General features: G+C 64.0%; 11 protein-coding genes and 1 riboswitch. Of the genes, 7 read left to right on the top strand and 4 right to left on the bottom strand.

What is annotated here, in order from left to right:
• A complete protein-coding gene (gene glpK, locus GTK01_RS15655; RefSeq protein WP_252927655.1) occupies nt 1-1,488 on the top strand; it encodes a glycerol kinase GlpK in 1,488 nt (495 codons plus the stop codon).
• 95 nt (nt 1,489-1,583) lie between these two features.
• On the opposite strand, the gene GTK01_RS15650 is transcribed toward glpK, so the two are convergent.
• The 4 genes from GTK01_RS15650 to GTK01_RS15635 all read right to left on the bottom strand — a co-directional run bounded on the left by GTK01_RS15650 (nt 1,584) and on the right by GTK01_RS15635 (nt 6,203).
• Nucleotides 1,584-2,354, bottom strand: coding sequence for an ABC transporter ATP-binding protein (locus tag GTK01_RS15650; RefSeq protein WP_252927653.1), 771 nt, complete (start codon nt 2,352-2,354; stop codon nt 1,584-1,586).
• Nucleotides 2,354-3,331 (bottom strand): iron ABC transporter permease, encoded by a 978-nt coding sequence (locus tag GTK01_RS15645; protein WP_252927651.1) that lies wholly within the window; start codon nt 3,329-3,331, stop codon nt 2,354-2,356. The genes GTK01_RS15650 and GTK01_RS15645 overlap by 1 nt, the downstream gene beginning before the upstream one ends.
• 8 nt (nt 3,332-3,339) lie before the next feature.
• Nucleotides 3,340-4,164, bottom strand: coding sequence for an ABC transporter substrate-binding protein (locus GTK01_RS15640; RefSeq protein ID WP_252927649.1), 825 nt, complete (start codon nt 4,162-4,164; stop codon nt 3,340-3,342).
• Nucleotides 4,165-4,376: 212 nt separating this feature from the next.
• Nucleotides 4,377-6,203, bottom strand: coding sequence for a TonB-dependent siderophore receptor (locus tag GTK01_RS15635; RefSeq protein WP_252927647.1), 1,827 nt, complete (start codon nt 6,201-6,203; stop codon nt 4,377-4,379).
• Nucleotides 6,204-6,349: 146 nt separating this feature from the next.
• Nucleotides 6,350-6,554: riboswitch (cobalamin riboswitch) on the bottom strand.
• 275 nt (nt 6,555-6,829) lie between these two features.
• Between GTK01_RS15635 and GTK01_RS15630 the strand changes: the two genes are divergently transcribed.
• The 6 genes from GTK01_RS15630 to GTK01_RS15605 all read left to right on the top strand — a co-directional run.
• The gene (locus GTK01_RS15630; RefSeq protein ID WP_252927645.1) at nt 6,830-8,494 is read left to right on the top strand and encodes an ABC transporter substrate-binding protein; all 1,665 of its coding nucleotides are present in this window, start codon (nt 6,830-6,832) and stop codon (nt 8,492-8,494) included.
• A gap of 99 nt (nt 8,495-8,593) precedes the next feature.
• A complete protein-coding gene (locus tag GTK01_RS15625) occupies nt 8,594-9,628 on the top strand; it encodes an ABC transporter permease (RefSeq protein ID WP_252927643.1) in 1,035 nt (344 codons plus the stop codon).
• A gap of 12 nt (nt 9,629-9,640) precedes the next feature.
• The gene (locus GTK01_RS15620) at nt 9,641-10,798 is read left to right on the top strand and encodes an ABC transporter permease (RefSeq protein ID WP_252927641.1); all 1,158 of its coding nucleotides are present in this window, start codon (nt 9,641-9,643) and stop codon (nt 10,796-10,798) included.
• Nucleotides 10,799-10,802: 4 nt separating this feature from the next.
• Nucleotides 10,803-13,268, top strand: a complete 2,466-nt coding sequence (locus GTK01_RS15615; RefSeq protein WP_252927639.1) for a dipeptide ABC transporter ATP-binding protein — start codon at nt 10,803-10,805, stop codon at nt 13,266-13,268.
• A 152-nt stretch (nt 13,269-13,420) separates the two neighbouring features.
• Nucleotides 13,421-14,959, top strand: coding sequence for a trimethylamine methyltransferase family protein (locus GTK01_RS15610; protein WP_252927637.1), 1,539 nt, complete (start codon nt 13,421-13,423; stop codon nt 14,957-14,959).
• 10 nt (nt 14,960-14,969) lie between these two features.
• A partial coding sequence (locus GTK01_RS15605; RefSeq protein WP_252927805.1) for an FAD-dependent oxidoreductase occupies nt 14,970-16,445 on the top strand: 1,476 nt, incomplete at its 3' end.

Raw genomic sequence — 16,445 nt, 5'->3', positions numbered from 1 at the left:
ATGGGCGGGTTCGTTCTCGCGATCGACCAGGGCACGACTTCGAGCCGGGCGATCGTCTTCGACGGCGAGATGAAGATCGCCGGCGTCGGACAGCAGGAGTTCACGCAGCATTTTCCCCAGTCCGGCTGGGTCGAGCATGACGCGGATGAAATCTGGGAGAGCGTCGTCGCGGTGGTGAAGACGGCGCTCGAAAGGGCTGGCGTGTCGGCTGCGGATGTCGCCGCGATCGGCATCACCAACCAGCGTGAAACGATCGTCGTCTGGGACAAGACAACGGGAAAGCCGATCCACAATGCCATCGTGTGGCAGGACCGACGGACTGCCGCGATCTGTCACGAGATGAAGGAGAAGGGGCTTGAAGAGGTCTTCGCGGGCAAGACCGGGCTTCTGCTCGACCCCTATTTCTCGGGCACGAAACTCGCCTGGCTGCTCGACAATGTGGAGGGCGCGCGGGCGCGCGCCGAGGCGGGCAACCTGCTTGCCGGCACGATGGACTCGTTCCTGATCTGGAAGCTGACGGCCGGCGCGGCGCATGTGACCGACGCGACCAATGCGTCGCGCACGCTGCTCTTCAACATCGAAACGAATGCGTGGGACGCCGAACTCGGCGCGCTTCTCGATGTGCCGGTGTCGATGCTGCCCGAAGTGAAGGACAGCGCGGCGGATTTCGGGATGACGGAGGCTGGTCTTTTCGGCGCGGCGATCCCGATCCTCGGCGTTGCCGGCGACCAGCAGGCGGCGACGATCGGCCAGGCGTGCTTCAAGCCGGGCATGATGAAATCCACCTATGGCACTGGTTGCTTTGCCGTTCTCAATACCGGCGAGACGCTGGTGCGCTCGAAGAATCGGCTCCTGACCACCATCGCCTATCGCCTCGACGGGCGCACGACCTATGCTCTGGAAGGCTCGATCTTCGTTGCCGGCGCGGCGGTGCAATGGCTGCGCGACGGGATCAAGGTCATCGGCAAGGCCGAGGAAAGCGGTCTGTTGGCGGCGGAGGCGGACGAGACACAACAGGTCTATCTGGTGCCGGCCTTCGTCGGGCTCGGCGCGCCGCACTGGGACGCGGACGCGCGGGGCGCGATCTTCGGTCTGACGCGCAGCACCGGTCCGGCGGAGTTCGCCCGCGCCGCGCTTGAATCCGTGGCATTCCAGACCCGCGATCTGCTCGATGCGATGAGGAAGGACTGGGCGGATGCGAGCGGGCAGACGGTCCTGAGGGTCGATGGCGGCATGGTGGCATCCGACTGGACGATGCAGCGGCTCGCGGACATCCTCGACGCACCCGTCGACCGGCCGACGATCCTGGAGACGACCGCGCTGGGGGCCGCCTGGCTGGCCGGTTCGCGCGCGGGCGTGTGGCCGGGGATGGAGGATTTTTCGAAGGCCTGGAAGCTCGATTGCCGGTTTGAGCCGGCGATGGGGGACGAGCTTCGGGAGACGAAGCTGGCGGGGTGGCGCGATGCGGTGCGGCGGACGTTGAGTTGACCGCTGAAGGTTTTTTCTGAAGTGACCCCCACCCTGTATCCCCCCTGTGGGGAGGGATACAGGGTGGGGGTCACTTCGACCGACTCTTGAAACGCCTAACTATTTGCAGCCAGACCTGTCGGCGCGAAGATCATGCCGCATTCGTCATGGGCGATGTGGGCGGTGATGCCGAAAACTTCTCGCAGGCGCTCGCTCGTCATGATGTCGGCGGGCTTGCCCTCGGCGACGATGCGTCCCTGTGCCATCACCACCAGGCGATCGCACCAACGGGCGGCGAGCGTCAGATCGTGCAGCGAGACGAGGATCGCGCGGCGTTCGCCGGCAAGGCGCCGGAAGGCGCCCGTCATCGTCATCTGATGCGCCGGATCGAGGCCGGAGACGGGTTCGTCGGCGAGGAGGACGGGCGTCGTCTGCGCCATGGCGCGGGCGGCAAGGACGCGGGCCTGCTCGCCGCCTGAGAGTTCGGTGACGGGGCGATCCGCCAGCGCCGCGACGTCCATTGCTTCCATCGCATCGGATACGATGGCGAGGTCCTTTTGCGACAACGCGCCGAAGCCACGCCAGGGGGAGCGGGCGAGGCGGACGACATTCTCGACGGACAAGGGCCACGCGATGGCGCGGGCCTGTGGAAGAAACGCGATTTCGCGCGCGCGCTCCCGGTCACTCATGGCGGCGAGGTTTCGGCCGTCCAGTTCAATGGTGCCCGAAAACGGGATCAGGCCGGACAGGCTTCGCATCAGCGTCGACTTGCCGGCGCCGTTCGGGCCCAGAAGACCGACCACTTCGCCGGGCTGCAGCGAAAGCGAAACGTCATGCAGGATCGGGCGGCCGGACAGGCTGACGGAGAGGTTGCGGGCGGCAAGCATCAGAACAATTCCCGCCGGGCGCGCACGACCAGCCACAAGAAGAACGGTGCGCCGATCAGCGCCGTCAGGACGCCGACATTGAGTTCGCGTGTCGGCACGACGATGCGCGCGGCAATGTCGGCTGCCAGCAGCAACGCGCCGCCGCCAAGCGCGCTCGGCACGAGCAGGCTGGAGGGCAGGCGGTCGGTGAAGGGGCGTACGAGATGCGGCACGACAAGCCCGATGAAGCCGATGGCGCCTGCGACCGCCGTGCCGGCGCCGACGCTGAGCGCGGTGCCGAGGACGACCAGCAGCCGCGTCGCCGAGAGACGGATTCCGAGGCTCGACGCCGCCTCCTCGCCCAGCGACAGCGCATCGAGTGCGCGGGCCGAGGCGCCCAGAAGCACCCAGCCGAGGGCCATCAGTGGCAGCGCCAGCCAGACATGACTCATCGAGCGGTCGCGTAGCGAGCCGAGCAGCCAGAAGATGATCTCGTAGGAGGCGAAGGGGTTGGGCGAAAGGTTCAGCACCAGCGACGTCAAGGCGCCGGTCAGGCTCGTCAGTGCGACGCCGGCGAGGATGAGGGTCAGCGTCGCGCCGTTGCGGGCGGCAATGGCGAGGAGCAGGAGGACGGACACGGCCGCACCCGCGAGCGCGCCGGCCGGCAGCGCATAGAGCGAGGCGCCGGCAAGGCCGGTGTAGAAAATCGCCACCGCGCCGAAGGAGGCCGAGGAGGTGACGCCGATGAGGCCGGGCTCGGCCAGCGGATTGCGCAGGAGGCCCTGAAGCACCGCGCCGGCAAGCCCGAGGCTGATGCCGATGGTGAGCGCGAGGAGCGCGCGGGGCAGGCGGATTTCCTGCATGATGATCATCGCCGCCGCATCGCCGCCGGCAAAGAGGCCTGCAATGCTCGACGCCAGGTCGAGATCTGCCGGGCCGACGAGCAGCGAGGCGGCGGTCAGGAGGAGGCAGGCAAGGCCGAGGATCGGATTCAGCATCGCGCCTTCTACCGCGCCGGCGCGCAGGAAGCGATCTCTTCGCGCAGAGCGGTCAGGGCGCGCACGGCTTCGATGACGAACGGCCCGCCGCAGGCCCAGGCGCCGCGCGGCACGAACGCGCCGATACGGGAGCTTTCCAGCGACCGAAGAGCCGGATGCTGAGCGATCTGGTCGGCAAGGGCAGGGGCGTCCGTCATCGGCTCGGAGACGATGACGATATCGGGCTCGTGCGAGACCAGTTGTTCCAGCGGCAGCGGCGTCATGGCCGAATAGCCAAGTTCGGTCGCAAGGTTCGTCAGGCCGGCGGCCTCGATAACGCTGTCGGCGAGCGTGCCTTCGCTGAGCACCACGCCGTTCTGCTCATAGGCGATGGCGGCGGGCTTCGTCGAGCACTGGCGGGCGCGCAGGTCGGCCAGATCACGCTCGTAGGCCGATGCGATCTGCTCGGCCTTCGCGTCCTGCCCTATGAGCGCGCCCATGCGGCGGATTTCGCCGGCGATGGTGTCTACGGACTGGTCGTAGGCGAATTCCTCGACGGCGAAGTCGAGCGCTTCGAGGAGGCTGGTCGTGTTGTGGAGCGAGAAGGTGCCCGTGACGACGAGGTCGGGCTTCGACAGGAAAACCTCTTCGGCGCGGCCGCTGTTCTTGGGGTAAGGCGCGGCCTCTTCGTGGAGGAAGGAGAGGGAAGGGTCAAGGGAGAGGTCGGAGAGAGACGCGATCTGACTTGGTTCGGCGAGGAGCAGGACGAGCTGGTCGGTGCACACGTTCATGGACATGACGCGGGGCAGGTCGGCGGCGTAAGACGTGGTCGATATGGCGCTCGCGAAAGCCACCAAGACCAGAGCTTTGCGGCGCCTCCCTCTGGGTGGTCGGCCGCCTTGGGCCGAGCCACCGGTCTCGTTGCGTCCTTCGCCCCCCCAGCGAGTGGCGAGATCACGCGCGGCGAACGAGGGGGCAATCACCCGCCTTGCGGGGGAGAAGTCCGGCAGGACAGAAGGGGGCGTTATGAAGCTCCGACCTTTCCGATCTGCCGGACTCGTCCGCATCAGAACCTCGACCTGACGCCGGCGAAGGCGGCGAAGCCCGACGTGTTGTACCCGCTAATCGTCTGGTAATCTTGATCGAGCAGGTTCTCGGCGCGCACGTATATCTCAGTGCTATCGTTAGCCTGATAAGCAACTTTCGCATTGAGAAGAACATAGTCATCCAATTCGAGGCCTCCGACATCTATTGTGTCGAACGCGAGCTTGGCGTCGGCTGCAATGGTCCATTTCTCGGCCGGTCGGACAACCGCCGAGAGGCCGGCCGTGTGCGCTGGAACGCGCACCTCACGGTCGCCGTTGGGACGCTTTGCACGCGTATACGTGTAGCTTGTGCCGAGTTGGAACCATTCATTTACATCATAAACGAGGGTTGATTCGATGCCACTCGTGCGGGTGGTTCCTTCGACTTGGCGATATCTGCCGGCCGCCCATTCGATGTGGTCATCGATGCGGCTATGGAAGAATGTCACGTCAGCAATCAGCCGGCCATCAAGAAAGCGCTGCTCGACACCGACGTCGAAGCTGACGCTTGTTTCAGGATCCAAGTTTGGGTTGCCGCTCGTCGGGTTATACAACTCGAAAAGGCTCGGCGCGCGGAAACCCGAGCCAGCCGAAGCATGTAGACGGGTGGCCGTCTCGAACTGATAAGAACCCGTTGTGCGCCAAGTGGTGTAACCGCCAAACATGTCGTGTTCGTCGTGACGTACTCCGACCGTCAGATCGAGGGGCTCAATAGGCGATAATAGGGCCTGTCCCCAAACGCTGGCCATTGTCGCATCTTCATCGACCCCGCCGGTCGTTTCCGCCGCCGTGCGCTCGAAATCGAATCCGAACTGTGTCGTAAGCATTGGATTGAACTCGTAGGAGCCCTGATAGTCGAGCTTGATTCGCTGGCCGTCGAATCGTCCCGGAAAGGAATCCACGACCTCACGGGTGGAGTCGAAAAGTTGCGCCGAAACGGTATTCTTGAACCGTCCGTCGAGCAGGGCGAAGTTCACACCGCCGCGTACGCCAGCCTGGCGAATCTCTGCATAGTCTTCCGTGTCACCGAGTGTAAACGTCGGTGGGGCGAAACCATCGTACTCGGTCGTTGCGTCAAGCAGAAGCGCCGACCCGAATACCGAGACATCCTCATTGATATCGAATTCGCCGGAGATATTGGCAGTAATGTTTTCGTAGCCGTCGCGTTCGGTGCCAGCTGCGGCAGCCGAAAAGCCGTCCGTGCGCAAACCGCCAAGAAAGGCGCTCACCCTACCGCGTTCGAATCCACCTTCCAGCCTGTAGCCGCCGCGCACTGTGCCGTCGGATCCGCCTTCAGCGGTGATCGTATGGTGGATTCCTGGCTCGATGTTTCCGAGTGTCGAAATGCTTATAAGACCGGCAATCGCGTCTGAGCCGTAAAGTGTACTCTGAGAGCCTTTGAGCACTTCGATGCCGTTGACGCCACCGACGAGAAGATGTTCGTAAAGCGTCGCGTTCTGCGGTCCAGTGGGATCGGAGATGTCGATGCCATCAAACAGCGTCTTCACATATTGTTTGCGAAGGCCACGCATCATCAGTGTTGATGTCGAGCCGTCGGGCCCGGTCTGCACCAGATTGATGCCCGGCAGGCGGTCGAGATAGTCGATGACGAGCGGCTGCGACTTTTCCTCGATCTCCTCGCGGCTGACCGTCTCGACGCGGGAGCCGGTTTTCGTCGCATCGGTGGGGGCGCGATTGGGTGTGACGACGATCTGCGGCAGTTCGGTGAACTGGGCGTGCGCGGGAAGGCTCGCCAGAACGGCAATGGCGGATACGGCGCAGGCTGCGCCAAGATGGGAAATATGCATTCGGTCCCCCGTGCCGGCCACGCGTCGCGGGCGGCAGCTCAAGCTTCTCAACGATGCTGGGAAAAGGAACCGTTGCAGCCCCGATATCGCCAGCGATGACAGAAGTCACCACTGCGAAACCACAGCCCCGAACGCGCCCCGCATCCGGCAAAGGTGACACTCGAGGCAGGTTTCCTGGCTCGCGCTTCGGCGGATCACTCACCTTCCCGGACCGATGGTCCAGTGGTCGTTCGAATGTCCTCGGCGCTTACAGTTGCGGGGGCAGCCACGGCTCGGACAATCGCTCGTCCTTCCGTATTCCCTCTTAGCCTGCGTCCGACGACGCAAGGCACCTCAAGCTGAGAAATGGGTAGCAGGGCGGGAAACCCGGCGTCAATCGGGGCTGTCACCAACTTGTTATCGGGATGTGCTCGTGTGGCCCGTCCGCAACGCGCGGTCGGGCGACGTAACGTCAATTTTTGCCGTATAAGTGGCGAAAATGCGCCATGGATGTCGCATTTGCGCGGTTCGCGATGCACGTCGCGGGGCACATTCAGCGCCGAACATCCTGATCTGGCGGCGTTTTTGACAATAGTTGACCGATACGGGATGGTAGGGTTCAGGCAAAATAATGGGAGATGACAGTCATGAAGTTCTTCAAGAGCGACGGCGATCGCGTTCCCGCGCATATCGAGAAGCTGGCCGAAGAAGCCAAGGCCGGCGATATGGATCGTCGCGAGTTCCTGGCGCTGGCCAGCACTTTCGGCGCGACGACCGCGCTTGCCTATTCGATGCTTGGCATGGCGCTGCCGGGCGAGGCGATTGCGCAGGATGACGGCGAGCCCGTCACCGGCGGCACGCTGCGTGTCGCCATGTTCGTCAAGGCGAACAAGGATCCGCGTACGGCCGACTGGTCCGAAATCGCCAACGGCATGCGCCAGTCGCTCGAGCCGCTGGTCAAGTATACCCGTGACTTCACCTTCGAGGGCCGGCTGCTGGAAAGCTGGGAAGTCAATGAGGACGCGACGGAATACCTGCTCAACGTACGCCAGGGCGTGACCTGGACGAACGGCGACGAATTCACAGCAGACGACGTGATCTACAATCTGACGCGCTGGGCCGACCAGGAAGCCGAAGGCAACTCGATGGCGACGCGTGTCTCCTCGATGATCGATCCCGACACGAAGAAGCTGCGCGAAGGCGCGGTCGAGCGTGTCGACGATTACACGGTCAAGCTGACGCTGCCCGAGCCGGACGTGTCCATCATCCCCGGCTTCGCCGACTATCCGGCGCTCATCGTTCACCCGAGCTTCGAGGAGACCGGCGCGGACTGGGTTGCGAACCCGATCGGCACCGGGCCTTTCGAACTCGTCTCCTATTCGGTCGGCGACCGCATCGTCTTCAAGCGCCGCGAAAGCGGTTCGTGGTGGAATGGCGACGTCTATCTCGACGGCGTCGAGTTCATCGACTACGGCACCGATCCGGCAGCCATGGTCTCGGCGTTCGAATCCGGCGAGATCCACACCAATTACGAGACGACCTCCGACTATCTCGAGATCATGGACAGTCTCGGCCTGGTGCGCTCGGAAGTCATGACGGGCACGACGCTGTGCATTCGCATGAACGTCGACAATGCGCCCTATGACGACCAGAACGTGCGCAAGGCCATCCAGTACGGCGTCGACAACAACGTCATCTTGCAGCTTGGCATCGACAATGCCGGCGTGAAGGCCGACAACTACCATGTCGCGCCGATCCAGCCGGACCATGTCGAGATCGCCGCGCATGAGCGCGACGTCGAGCGCGCCAAGCAGATGATGGAAGAAGCCGGCCAGATGGATTTCGAGCATGAGATCATCTCGGTCGACGAAACTTGGCACCGCAATTCGTGCGATGCCGTCGCCGCGCAGCTTCGCGACGCCGGCTTCAAGGTAAAGCGCACGGTTCTGCCGGGTTCGACTTTCTGGAACGACTGGACGAAGTATCCCTTCTCGGCCACGAACTGGAACATGCGCCCGCTCGGCATCCAGGTCATCGCGCTCGCCTACCGCTCGGGCGGAAGCTGGAACGAGACGGCCTATGCGAACGAAGAGCTCGACGCGCTGATCAGCCAGGGCCTGGCGATCGGGGATTCGGAAGCACGCAAGGAAGTCATGGAGCAGATCGAAACGATCATCCAGGATTCCGGCATCATCATCCAGCCCTACTGGCGTACGCTCTACAACCATTCGGTCGAGGCGGTGAAGAACCACGGCATGCACCCGACCTTCGAGATCGATCTCGGCAAGGTGTGGCTGGCCGAAGGCGCCTGATCGGCCGCGCTACGCAACAGGCGAAGGCCGCAAGCCGGCCTTCGCCAGACTGCTTCGGGAACATAAAAACAAAACCCCAACCAGAACGGCAGGGGGCTCATGCTGTCTTTCATCTTGCGGCGTCTCGGCGTCATGGCACTCACGATGGTTTGCCTGACGCTGGTGGTGTTCTTCCTCGTCAATCTGGAGCCGAACCTGCGGCGCCTGTCGATCAGCCAGATCGACATGCGGTCCTCGGACGCGCAGATCGAGCAATGGCTGGTCAATAACGGCTATCGCGAGCCGTTCTTCGTGCGCTACGGCCAGTGGCTCGGCGTGGTGCCAAAGCAACCGGTGACGAACGATGCCGGTGAGCCGCAGCCGCGATTCAGCTACTGCTCCGGTCCGATGGAGCCGAGCTATTCCGGCATCCTGCAGGGTGACTGGGGCTGCTCGACCAAGTTTCGGACCGAGGTCGAGGACAAGCTCTTCCCGGCACTGGCGGCGACGGGCAAGCTGATGTTCTGGGTCATGGTCACCATGGTCCCCATCGCGCTCCTGATGGGCATTCTTGCCGGGATGCGCGAAGGAACGCGGACGGACCGAAGTCTCTCGGTGGCGGCGATCACCACGACAGCGACGCCCGAATATGTGTCGGGGGTCATCTTCACCGTTATCTTCGCCTCGTGGCTGGGCTGGCTCAACGGGTCGGCGGCGAGCGCCACCAACCAGGGCATCACCTTCAACAATTTCACGCTTCCGGTCATGACCATGGCGATCTACGGCATCGGTTACATCGCCCGCATGACCCGCGCCTCGATGGTCGAGGTGATGACGCAGCAATATATCCGCACCGCACGCCTCAAGGGCCTCGGCTTTTCGTCCGTCGTCATCAAGCACGCGCTGCGCAACGCGCTGATCGCGCCGTTCACGGTGATCATGCTGCAGTTTCCATGGCTTCTGACCGGCGTCGTCATCGTCGAGGTGATGTTCCGCTACCAGGGCTTCGGCTTCACGCTGGTGGAAGCGGCCGGCAACAACGACATCGACATGCTTCTCGGCTGCTCGCTCGTCTCGGTCTTCGTGGTGCTGTTCACGCAGCTCATTTCCGACGTCGGCTATGCCTATCTCAATCCGCGCATTCGCGTTCAATAGGGGGAAACGCGCATGCAGCTTGAATATCTGAGTGCACTCCAGATCTTGACGGGCGTTCTCGCCCGGTTCTGGCCCGTCTGGGTCGCGCTTCTCATCGTCATGGGCGCAAGCTTTGCCTTTCGCAAAAGGCTCGCCCTCTACGGCGAACTCTTCGGCAACCCGGTCGGAGTGGTCGGCGTCGCCATCTGCTATTTCTGGCTGTTCACCGCGATCTTCGCCGACATCATCGCGCCGTTCGATCCGCTCGGCCAGATGCTGATGATGAAGGATGCGCTGCCCGGCGCCATCGAAGCGGAATCAGGCCAGGCCTACCTTTTCGGCGGTGACCGGCTGGCGCGCGACATCTTCTCGCGCACCATCTATGGCAGCCAGATCGTGCTCCTGATCGCGCCAGTTGCGACGGGCTTCGCGCTCATGGTGGGAACGACGCTCGGCCTGCCTGCCGGCTATTATGGCGGGCGGATCGACTCCTTCCTCTCCTTCCTCGCCAATCTCGTCCTCGCCTTCCCGGTGATCCTGCTCTTCTACCTGCTGGTCACCCCCGGCATCATGGAGACGCCGATCCCCTATGCGATGGCGGGCCTGTTCTTCCTGTTCCCGATCATCTTCTTCGCCACGCTGTTCTACACCCGCAACAAGCACCGGCCGGTCCTGCTCGCGATCCAGCTCGGGCTGACCTTCCTGATCGGCGGGTGGATCTATGCCGGGCTGGTGTTCGACGCGGACCCGCTGGGATTCATCCGTATCTCGCCGAACGAGCTCAACATCTTCGTGGCGGTGGTGTTTGCGTCGAGCCCGGGCGTCTTTCGCATCGTGCGCGGGCTCGTCATGGACATCAAGACGCGGGACTATGTGGCGGCCGCGCAAACGCGGGGCGAGACGCCCTGGTACATCATGCTGTGGGAAGTGCTGCCCAATGCGCGCGGCCCATTGATCGTCGATGCATGCCTGCGCATCGGCTATACGACGATCCTGCTCGGCACGCTCGGCTATTTCGGCCTTGGCTTGTCTCCCGAAAGCCCGGATTGGGGCACGGCGATCAAGGATGCGAGCCGCCTGTTGCGCGCCTATGTCCACCCGGCGCTGCCGCCCGTGGTTGCCCTGATGAGTTTCGTGCTCGGGCTCAACCTGCTGGCGGATGCGCTGCGTGAGCAGTCACTGAAGGATTGAGGCCATGAACGAGACCGTCAAATCCTCCGCCGTCGAGGGGGCCGAGCCCATCCTCGAAATCGAGAACCTGTCCATCTCCTTCTTCACTAAGCGCGGGGAAATCCCTGCGGTGATGGATTTTTCCTGCTCGGTCATGCCGGGCGAGGCGATGGGCATCGTCGGGGAATCGGGCTGCGGCAAGTCGACCGTCTCGCTCGGCATCATGCGCGACCTGTCCAATGTCGGGAAGATCGTCGGCGGACGGATCAAGTTCCAGGGCCGCGACATGGGCGACATGTCGGATGAGGAACTGCGCGCGATCCGCGGCAACAAGATCGCGATGATCTACCAGGAGCCGATGGCCAGCCTGAACCCGGCCATGAGGGTCGGGCGGCAGTTGATGGAAGTGCCGATCATCCACGAAAAGGTTTCCAAGAAGGAAGCCTATGACCGCGCGCTTGACATGCTGACGGCGGTTCGCCTGCCCGATCCGGCGCGCATCATGGATTCGTACCCGCACCAGCTTTCGGGCGGCCAGCAGCAGCGCATCGTTATCGCCATGGCGCTCTTGTCGAAGCCCGCGCTGCTTCTGCTCGACGAGCCGACGACGGCGCTCGACGTGACGGTGGAGGCGGGCATCGTCCAGCTCGTCAAGGATCTGGGCAAGCGCTTCGGCACGTCGATGATCTTCGTGTCGCACAATCTGGGGCTGATCCTCGAGACCTGCGACCGGATCACGGTCATGTATTCGGGCGAGGCCGTCGAAACAGGCTCGATCCGCGACGTCTTCGATCATATGCGCCATCCCTATACGCAAGGGCTGTTCCGCTCGATTCCGCTGCCCGGCGCCGACAAGAATTCGCGGCCGCTGATCGCCATTCCCGGCCAGCTGCCGCTGCCGCACGAGCGGCCGAAGGGCTGCAATTTCGGCCCGCGCTGCCACCATTTCGTGGAAGGTGTGTGTGACGCCGCCGAAATCCCGATGGTGAAGGTGGAGGGGCATGAGGGGCATATGAGCCGCTGCGTGCGGTTCGATCAGATCGACTGGGCGGCGGTGCCGGAGGGAGCGACGACGCAGAAGGAAGCGGTGAAGCCCGGTGCGCCGGTGCTGAAGATCGAGAAGCTGAAGAAGCACTACGAGGTCGCGGCAAATGCCATTTTCGGCGGCGGCGACACGCGCACCGTCAAGGCCAACGAGCAGATCAGCTTCGAGGCACGCGAAAGCGAGACCGTCGCGATCGTGGGGGAAAGCGGCTGCGGGAAGTCCACGCTGGCGAAGGTGCTGCTCGGGCTGGAGACGGCGACGGAAGGGTCGGTGACGCTCGACAACAAATCCATCGGTGGCACGCCGATCGAGGGCCGCGACACGGAGACGATCTCGTCGATCCAGATGGTGTTCCAGAACCCGTTCGACACGCTCAATCCCAGCCATTCGGTCGGCTCGCAGATCATCCGCACACTGGAGAAGTTCAAGATCGGCAATAACACGGCCGAACGCAAGCAGCGCATGTTCGAGCTGCTCGACCTCGTGAAGCTGCCCCGCGCATTCGCGACCCGGATGCCGCGCCAGCTTTCGGGCGGGCAGAAGCAGCGCATCGGCGTCGCGCGGGCGTTTGCAGGCAACGCCCGCGTGGTGGTGGCCGACGAGCCGGTTTCGGCGCTCGACGTCTCGGTGCAGGCGGCGGTCACCGAACTGCTGATGGACATCCAGCGCAAGAACAAGACGACGATGCTGTTCATCAGCCACGATCTTTCGGTCGTGCGCTATCTCGCCGACCGCGTCGTCGTCATGTATCTCGGCTATATTGTGGAGCAGGGGACGACAGACCAGATCTTCGCGCCGCCCTACCACCCCTATACCGAGGCGCTTTTGTCCGCGATCCCGATCGCCGACACGTCCGTGGTCAAGAAGCACATCGTGCTCGAAGGCGACATTCCCTCGGCGATGAACCCGCCTTCGGGCTGCCCGTTCCAGACGCGCTGCAACTACAAGCATCTGGTGCCCGGCAACAAATGCGAGACCGAGCTGCCGCCGCTGCGCGAACTTGGCGGAGGGCACAAGAGCCTTTGCTGGCTCGACGATGCGGAACTTGCGCAGATGGAGCCGGTGATCAGCTTCGACGGCAAGAAGGAAGACGACACGGCGAGCAGCGCGCCGATGGCGAACGCGCCGCGCGGCCATGTGCAGGAGTCGGCAGAGCATCCAGTGGACGACGGCGCCGAGGACGGCGAGCCGCCTGTCGTGGCGTCGAAGGAAATGTCGGCCGTGCCCGGCGATTCGGCGCCGGAAAAGTCGCTGACGGAGGCCGGCGAGGGACGGTTGGCCGCAAGCGCCGAGGTGAAGCCCGGCCTTGCCGCGACGCCGAAGGAAGAGGCAGAAGCGGCCGGAGCAAAGCGCGCTCCGCGCCAGCCGATCGACGTCGCCGCCTCGCCGGAAGAGGCTCGGCGCTCGATCGGCGCGCGTGCGGTGAGCGGCAAGGATAGTGAGTGATCCCTGCCGAAGGCGTCTTTGTTGATGAGGCGACTTGATGTGTCGCTATTTGGGTACTTGTCAATTGATGTGCCGGTGAACTGGCGCGATCGCCATATTCAGACGTCGCATTTCTTCTAGCGGCCCTCGCTGCGGGTTTGCACATTGGCGGCATGACCCAGCCTCGCCGCCGCCGTTCCGCCGACCGTGCCCGCCGTTCCGAGGATGCGGGCATCGCGCAATTGCCGCGACGCGCGGCGCGCAATCCATATCCGCCGATGGAACTCCTCTCCGCCGACCAGATCGAGGCGATCCACGACGCCTCGATGCATATTCTGGAGAATTTCGGCGTCGAGATCATGAGCGCGCGGGCGCGCTCCATCTTCGAGGCGGCGGGCGGACAAGTCGATCATGCGAGCGGGCTCGTCCGGCTCGACCGGGGGCTCGTCCTGGAGGCGGTTGCCAAGGCGCCTTCGTCATTTCACCTGACGCCGCGCAATGCCGAAAACCGGCTGACGATCGGTGGCGATGCGATCAATTTCACGCTCGTTGCCGGTCCGCCCAACGTTCACGACATGGAGCGCGGGCGGCGGTCGGGCAACTACCGCGACTATTGCGACCTCGTTCGGCTGGCGCAGCACTTCAATTGCATCCACATGCTCGGCAATCAGGTCTGCGCGCCGATGGAACTGCCGGCCCATTCTCGCCATCTCGACACCTATCGCGCCAATCTGACGCTCACCGACAAGGCCTTCCACGTTTCGGCGATCGGTGCCGGGCGGGCGCTCGACGGCGTGAAGATGGCCGCGATCGCGCGCGGGATGGGGCTCGACGAGATGCGCGGCGATCCGTCCGTGACGACGATCATCTCGGTCAACTCGCCGCGCCGCTTCGACGGCGACATGCTGGACGGCATGATTGCCATGTCGGAGCATGGCCAGTCGGTCTGCGTGACGCCGTTCACGCTGATGGGGGCGATGAGCCCGGTGACGCTCGCCGGCGCGCTGGCCCAGCAGAACGCCGAGGCGCTGGCCGGAATTGCGCTGACGCAGCTCGTGCGGCCCGGCGCGCCGGCGATCTATGGCGCGTTCACGTCGAACGTCGACATGAAGTCGGGTGCGCCGGCCTTCGGCACGCCGGAAAATACCAAGGCCAACATCGCGTCCGGCCAGCTCGCGCGGAAATACGGCCTGCCCTACAGAACGACCCCCGGCTCGGCCTCCAATGCGGCGGACGCGCAAGGGGCGTACGAGACGATGATGGCGCTTTGGGGCGCGATCCTCGGGCATGGAAATCTCGTCTATCACGCGGCCGGCTGGCAGGAGGGCGGGCTGACGGCGGGCTTCGAGAAGTTCGTCATCGACGTCGAGATGATCCAGCACATGATGGAGTTCCTGACGCCGATCCCGGTCGATGCCGGCGAACTCGCGCTCGACGCGCTTGGCCGCGTCCCGACCGGCGGGCACTTCTTCGGCGACCCGCACACGCTGGAGCGCTATTCCACCGCCTTTTACCAGCCGATCCTTTCCAACTGGCAGAATTTCGAGAGCTGGGAGGAGGCGGGCGGGCTCGATGCCACCCACCGCGCGACGGCGGTCTGGAAGAAGGCGCTGGAGGAATATGTCGAGCCGGCGATGGATCCGGGCGTTCGCGAGGAACTCGATGCCTATGTGGCGCGGCGGCGCGAGGAGATCGGCAGCGGGGAGCCTTGATCTCAAGAAGCTGAGACGTCGATTCCAAGAACCAACTCAACCATCTGACTTCACAGGAACATCCAGGAAATCGCATGCACGTGTCGTGGTCATCGGGGGCGGGGTTGTGGGGTGCTCTGTGCTCTATCATCTGGCGCGAGCGGGATGGACGGATGTGGTCTTGCTGGAACGCGACGAACTGACGTCCGGCTCGACCTGGCACGCGGCAGGGGGCATGCACACGGTCAATGGCGACCCCAACGTCGCCAAGCTGCAGAAATACACGATCAGCCTCTACAAGGAGATCGAGGAGCTTTCCGGCCAGGCGACCGGCGTTCACCTGACCGGCGGCGTCATGCTGGCGGCGACGACGGCGCGGATGGACTGGCTGCGCAATCTCGTCGCCAAGGGGCGCTATCTCGGCATCGAACTGGAGGAAATCTCCGCCGCGGAAGCCGGCGAACTGATGCCGCTTCTCGATCCGGCCGAATTCGTCGGCGCGGTCCGGACGGTCGTCGACGGCCATCTGGATCCATCGGGCGTGACCCACGCCTATGCCAAGGCCGCGCGCAAGCTCGGCGCTTCGGTCGAGCGGTTCACCAAGGTCGAGGGCATCGCGCAGCGGCCGGACGGCCAGTGGCAGGTCTCGACGAACAAGGGCGAGATCATCGCTGAGCACGTCGTCAATGCGGGCGGGCTGTGGGCGCGCGAGGTCGGGCGCATGGTCGGGCTGGAACTGCCGGTGCTCGCCATGGAGCATATGTACCTCATCACCGAGGACATGCCCGAGGTCGCGGCCTGGAATGCCAAGACCGGAACCGAAATCATCCACGCGATCGATTTCGACGGCGAGTTCTATCTGCGCCAGGAGCGCGGCGGCATGCTGATGGGCACCTACGAGAAGGCGGGCAAGCCGTGGTCGCAGGTCGAGACGCCATGGAACTTCGGGCACGAATTGCTGGAGCCGGACCTTGACCGCATCGCGCCGTCGCTCGAAGTCGGCTTTCGACATTTCCCCGCGTTCCAGAAGACCGGGATCAAGCAGATCATCAATGGTCCGTTCACATTTGCGCCGGACGGCAACCCGCTGGTCGGCCCGGTGCGCGGCCTGCCTGGCTTCTGGGTGGCGTGCGGCGTCATGGCAGGTTTCAGTCAGGGCGGGGGTGTCGGGCTTGCCATTGCCAACTGGATGATCGAAGACGATCCGGGCGCCGACATCTGGGCGATGGATGTCGCGCGCTACGGCGACTGGGCGTCGATGGCCTACACCAACGCCAAGGTGCGTGAGAACTATTCGCGGCGCTTCTCGATCCGCTTTCCGAACGAGGAACTGCCGGCCGGACGGCCGCTGCGCACGACACCGATCTATGACCGCCTGTCGCAAACGTATGGCCCGCCCCGGTTGCAAGCGACAATTGGACGATGGTGTAAACAGTCTGCACAAACGTATCCGGCATGTCGGCCTGACGGCCGCCGCCAAGATGGAGATCCGCGCGTTCCGATCCTC

Origin of the sequence: Aliihoeflea sp. 40Bstr573 (genome assembly GCF_024105655.1) — a bacterium.
GTDB lineage: Bacteria > Pseudomonadota > Alphaproteobacteria > Rhizobiales > Rhizobiaceae > Aliihoeflea.
This window is presented reverse-complemented; position numbering and strand designations above follow the sequence as displayed.